Source organism: Anaerolineales bacterium (assembly GCA_022866145.1).
Taxonomy (GTDB): domain Bacteria; phylum Chloroflexota; class Anaerolineae; order Anaerolineales; family E44-bin32; genus PFL42.
Genome location: JALHUE010000298.1, coordinates 1 through 4,735, shown reverse-complemented (window position 1 = coordinate 4,735; position 4,735 = coordinate 1). Strand labels below are relative to the sequence as shown.

4 protein-coding genes and 2 tRNA genes are annotated in these 4,735 nt (G+C 64.1%); all 6 read left to right on the top strand.

Going from position 1 to position 4,735, the window contains the following annotated elements:
- Window positions 1-1,062: ROK family protein (locus MUO23_09135; protein ID MCJ7513117.1), on the top strand; the 1,062-nt coding region annotated here is incomplete at its 5' end.
- A gap of 129 nt (window positions 1,063-1,191) precedes the next feature.
- Window positions 1,192-2,472, top strand: a complete 1,281-nt coding sequence (locus MUO23_09130) for an extracellular solute-binding protein (protein MCJ7513116.1) — start codon at window positions 1,192-1,194, stop codon at window positions 2,470-2,472.
- Between the two features lie 116 nt (window positions 2,473-2,588).
- Window positions 2,589-3,527, top strand: coding sequence for a sugar ABC transporter permease (locus tag MUO23_09125; protein ID MCJ7513115.1), 939 nt, complete (start codon window positions 2,589-2,591; stop codon window positions 3,525-3,527).
- A complete protein-coding gene (locus tag MUO23_09120; GenBank protein MCJ7513114.1) occupies window positions 3,524-4,354 on the top strand; it encodes a carbohydrate ABC transporter permease in 831 nt (276 codons plus the stop codon). Before MUO23_09125 ends, MUO23_09120 begins: the two co-directional genes overlap by 4 nt.
- Window positions 4,355-4,453: 99 nt before the next feature.
- Window positions 4,454-4,525, top strand: a tRNA-Gly gene (locus MUO23_09115).
- A 103-nt stretch (window positions 4,526-4,628) separates the two neighbouring features.
- Window positions 4,629-4,699: transfer RNA gene (locus tag MUO23_09110), tRNA-Cys, on the top strand.
- Window positions 4,700-4,735 lie beyond the last annotated feature (36 nt).

Below are 4,735 nucleotides of genomic sequence, written 5' to 3'. Positions count from 1 at the left end.
GGTGTGCTGCTAGAGCTGGATCCCGACGTCGGCTGGGTGATTGGGGCCGAGATCGGCGTCGGCCATCTCTCAGTTGTCGTGGCCAACCTGCGAGCGGGAGTCAGCTGGCGCCGGCAGGCATTCTTCGACCGCTCCGACAGTTTGGAGAGCGTGCTCGACCAACTGACCTCCCTTCTGCGGCAGGCCCGCCAGCACTGTCAGCGAAGGGGACGCCCGCTGATGGGCGCCGGAATCGCCGTGCCGGGTCTGGTCGATGTGTCGTCCGGCACGCTGGTCTTCGAACCGAACATGGGCTGGCGCGAGGTCCCCCTCCGGGAGGCGCTCAGCACACGCCTGCATCTCCCGATCTATGTGGACAACGATGCCAACGCCGCTGCCCTGGCCGAGCGCTACTTCGGCGTTGCCCAGGATGTTGACACCTTCGCCTACGTGGTCGCCAACATCGGCCTGGGCGCCGGCCTGGTCATAGGCGGTCAGATCTATTCGGGGGTCAGCGGCTATGCCGGCGAGGCCGGGCACACAACGATCGACCCCGACGGCCCGATCTGCCGCTGCGGTAATCAAGGCTGCTGGGAACGGCTGGCCAGCCTGCGCGCCTTGGTTGAGCGTGTCGATGCCGCCCTGCAGGCCGGCGAGGCCAGCCGGCTGCGCGACCGCAACGGCGATGGCCCGGATTCCATGACGCTGGAGGTCATCCTGCAGGCGGCCCGCCAGGGAGACGCCGTCGCTCAGCGGGCACTGAGTGAGACCGGAACCTACCTGGGCATCGGCATCGCCAATCTGGTCAACCTGCTCAACCCGACGCTGGTCGCCTTCGGCGGCTCGCTGAGCCTGGCGCACGAGTACCTGCTGCCTCGGGCCCGGGAGGTGGTCGAGTCTCGCGCCATTGGGGAATCGCGCCGGGCGGCGCGCATCGTTCTATCGAAGTTCCAGGCCGATGCCTGCGTGATCGGTGGCGTGGCGCTGGTGCTCCACGAACTGTTGAGCAGGCCACGCTTGGTGCTCCCGGAGCCGGCGCTAGCCGGAGCAGTCCTCCAGCGCCGAGAAATGGTGCCGGGCTGACCAGGGTATGGGTTTGGCATTGTTGAGATACCATTCTTCCAGGAAGGGAGGTGATAGACACCACCCACAAGTTCCAGCCACAGGTTACGATCGATGTCAGTTCGTCCAACTCTCAAGGAGGAAGTCAAGATGATCCGCAAGCTTTCTACAACGATCGCCCTGCTGATAGTGGTGGCCTTGCTGGCTGCCTGCGGCGGCGCGGCGCCAGCCGGGGCCGATCAGGTCGAGGTCTTCTCGTGGTGGACAGGCGGTGGTGAGGCTGCCGGCCTGGATGCCATGATCAAGATCTTCGCCGCCGAGTATCCGAAGACCGAGTTCATCAACGCCGCTGTTGCTGGCGGCGCCGGCACCAACGCCCGCGCCGTGCTGGCCAGCCGCCTGCAGGCCGGCGATCCGCCGGACTCCTGGCAGGCTCACGCCGGGCAGGAGATCATCGGCACCTACGTGGCTGCTGGTCAGATCGAGCCCCTCAACAGCCTGTTCGAGGAAGAAGGCTTCGGCAAGGTCATGCCGGCCACGCTGCTGCCCTTGATCTCGAAGGGCGATCAGATCTACTCGGTGCCGGTGAACATCCACCGCGCCAATGTGATGTGGACCAACCCCGCCCTGCTCGCCGAGCTGGGTGTACAGGTGCCTACAACCTGGGACGAGTTCTTCACCGCCTGCGAGACGGTCGAAGCTGCCGGCAAGATCTGCTTGTCGATGGGTGAGCAGTGGACCGCCATGCACCTGATGGAAGTGGTCCTGCTGGGCGAGCTCGGCCCGGACGCCTACAATGCGCTCTGGGACGGCAGCGGTGACTGGGGCAGCGCCGAAGTAACGGCCGCCCTGGGGACCTATGCCGAAGTCCTCAAGCACGTCAACTCCGACGCCGCCGGCCTGACCTGGCAGGATGCCTCGCAGCTGGTCGCCAATGGCGATGCCGCCTTCAACATCATGGGTGACTGGTGCGACGGCTACTTCTCCGGCACGGCCGAGGGTGGCAACCTGGGGCTGGTCCCGGGCGAGGGCTACGGCTGGGCGCCTCCGCCCGGCACCGACGGCACGTTCCAGTTCCTGAGCGACAGCTTCACTCTGGCTAAGGGCGCTCCACATGCAGAAGGCGCGCTGGCCTGGCTGAAGACCGCCGGCTCCAAGGCCGGACAGGAAGCCTTCAACCCCGTCAAGGGTTCAATCTGCGCCCGCACCGACTGCGATGCCACGCTCTTCAATGCGTATCTGCAGACGGCGATGGCCGATTGGGCCTCCGACCGGGTGGTCGGCAGCCTGACCCACGGCGTGACGGCGAATGACACCTGGAAGAACGAGATCAACACCGCGCTGGGCCTGTTCTTGACCGACACGAACAGGAACGTCGAGGCCTTCCAGTCCGCGCTGGTCGCCGCCGCGGCAGCTTACCCCAACAAGTAGGCTAAGGGTCGCGTAGCGCGGAGGGGCGGGCGCAAGTCCGCCCCTCCTCTTCCCCACCCGCTCCGGGCGAATTCGTCTAGAATCCCGGGCGAGACCTCGAGCCCACGAGGGAGAGGATGACAGCCACGCCGGTTCCTGCCCGTGCCGCCGCCCCCCGCCCGCGGCGCTACGTCAACCGCGATCAGGTATTGGCGATCCTGGTCGTGATGCCGTCGATCGTGGCCACGGCCATCTTCGTCTACGGCTTCATCGGCTGGACGCTGCGCGTCTCGCTCAGCAACTGGACCGGCCTGATGCCCGACTACTCGTTCGCCGGACTGCGGCAGTACCTGGAGCTGGCCCGGGACGCCCGCTTCGCGATCGACGTCCGCAACACCGCGGTCTTCACCACCATCTTCCTCACGAGCTGCCTGGCCCTCGGCCTGTTCCTGGCGATCCTGCTGGATCAGAAACTCAAAGGCGAGAACTTCTTCCGCAGTGTGTTCCTGTTCCCGATGGCGATATCCTTCATCGTTACCGGCGTCGTCTGGCGCTGGTTGATGAACCCCGCCACCGGCACGCGCATCACCGGGATCAACTTGTTGTTCCAGCAGTTGGGACTCGGCGCCCTGATCAGCCGCTGGCATCTAACCGATCCTCCGTGGGGCATCGCCTTCGTGGCTGTCCCGGCGGTCTGGCAAATGGCCGGCTTTACCATGGCCCTGTACCTAGGAGGCTTGCGGGCGATCTCCGAAGACCTGCGCGAGGCGGCCCGCGTCGACGGCGCAAGCGAGTTCCAGATGTACCGCTATGTCATCATGCCGTTGCTCAATCCGGTCACCTTGAGCGCAGTCATCATTCTGGGACACATCTCGCTGAAGATCTTCGACCTGATCGTGGCCATCAGCCAGAACAACATCGCCCTCGATGTTCCCGGCGTCTACATGTGGAGGGCGACCTTCGACGCGAACAACTACGGCCGAGGCGCCGCCATCGGGATCATCATGCTGCTCACCATCGCCGTATTGATCGTTCCTTATCTGGTGTACAGCATGCGGTCGGAGGAGCAGCAATGAACCCTCGGATGACCCGGCGGCTCACCCGCCCCTTGTTGTACCTGATGCTGATCTTCATGGCGCTCTTCTTCCTAATGCCGGTCTACCTGCTGCTGATCACCGGTCTGAAGAGCTTCGCCGAGGTCGACCTGCAGCGGATGTGGGCGCTGCCCAAGGGCATTCACTTCGACAACTTCATCCTGGCCTTCGAGAAGCTGTCCCCCCATCTGTGGAACAGCATGCGGATGGTCATCCCCGCCGCCATCATCTCGTCGGTCGTGGGTTCGCTCAACGGCTACGTGTTCTCCAAGTGGAAGTTCAAGTATTCCGACGTCATCTTCACCTTCCTGCTCTTCGGGATGTTCATCCCCTACCAGGCGATTCTGATCCCGTTGGTGATCTTCATGGAGAAGCTCGGCCTGCGCGGATCGATCAGCGGCCTGGTTCTGGTGCACGTGATCTACGGGATCGCCATCACGACCCTGATCTTCCGCAACTACTACGCCGGCGTCCCGACCGAGGTGCTGGAAGCCGGGCGCATCGACGGCGCCGGGTTCGTCGGGCTGTATCGCCACGTGGTCTTCCCGCTCTCGATCCCGGCCTTTGTCGTGGTGCTGATTTGGCAGTTCACCCAGGCCTACAACGACTTCCTGTTCGCCGTAGTGCTGACCGGCAACCGCACCTGGCCGGTGACGGTGGCCTTGAACAACCTGGCCGGCAGCCAGATCGTGCAGTGGAACGTGCAGATGGCCGGCGCCTTGCTGACCGCCCTGCCGACGCTGCTGATCTACATCTTCCTGGGGCGGTATTTCCTGCGCGGCCTGATGGCCGGTGCGCTGAAAGGATAGCGAACCATCCTGATGGCGGAAACCAACTGGCTCAGGCCGGCGCCCAAAGTGGATTTCTTGACACCCCCCTTCTTTCACGGTATCCTCCGGCGTGCACTTGCGGGTGTAGTTCAGTGGTAGAACGTCTCCTTGCCAAGGAGAAGGTCGTGGGTTCGAATCCCATCGCCCGCTCTGGAAGACCAGCCGTCAGCTCTCAGCCCTCAGCGATCAGCAAGCCCGTCTTGCCGGGTGTTGTGGCCGATAGCTGAGCGCTGAAGGCTGACAGCTTGTTTCTGGCGACGTGGCCAAGTGGTAAGGCAAGGGTCTGCAAAACCCTGATCATGGGTTCAAATCCCATCGTCGCCTCCTGATTGAGGGGTCATGGTTAGAGCGCGGCTGAGG

Bases quoted from the DNA above. Each gene is read 5' to 3' on its own strand.
- MUO23_09130 (MCJ7513116.1), top strand. From the start codon at position 1,192: ATGATCCGCAAGCTTTCTACAACGATCGCCCTGCTGATAGTGGTGGCC.
- MUO23_09125 (MCJ7513115.1), top strand. From the start codon at position 2,589: ATGACAGCCACGCCGGTTCCTGCCCGTGCCGCCGCCCCCCGCCCGCGG.
- MUO23_09120 (MCJ7513114.1), top strand. From the start codon at position 3,524: ATGAACCCTCGGATGACCCGGCGGCTCACCCGCCCCTTGTTGTACCTG.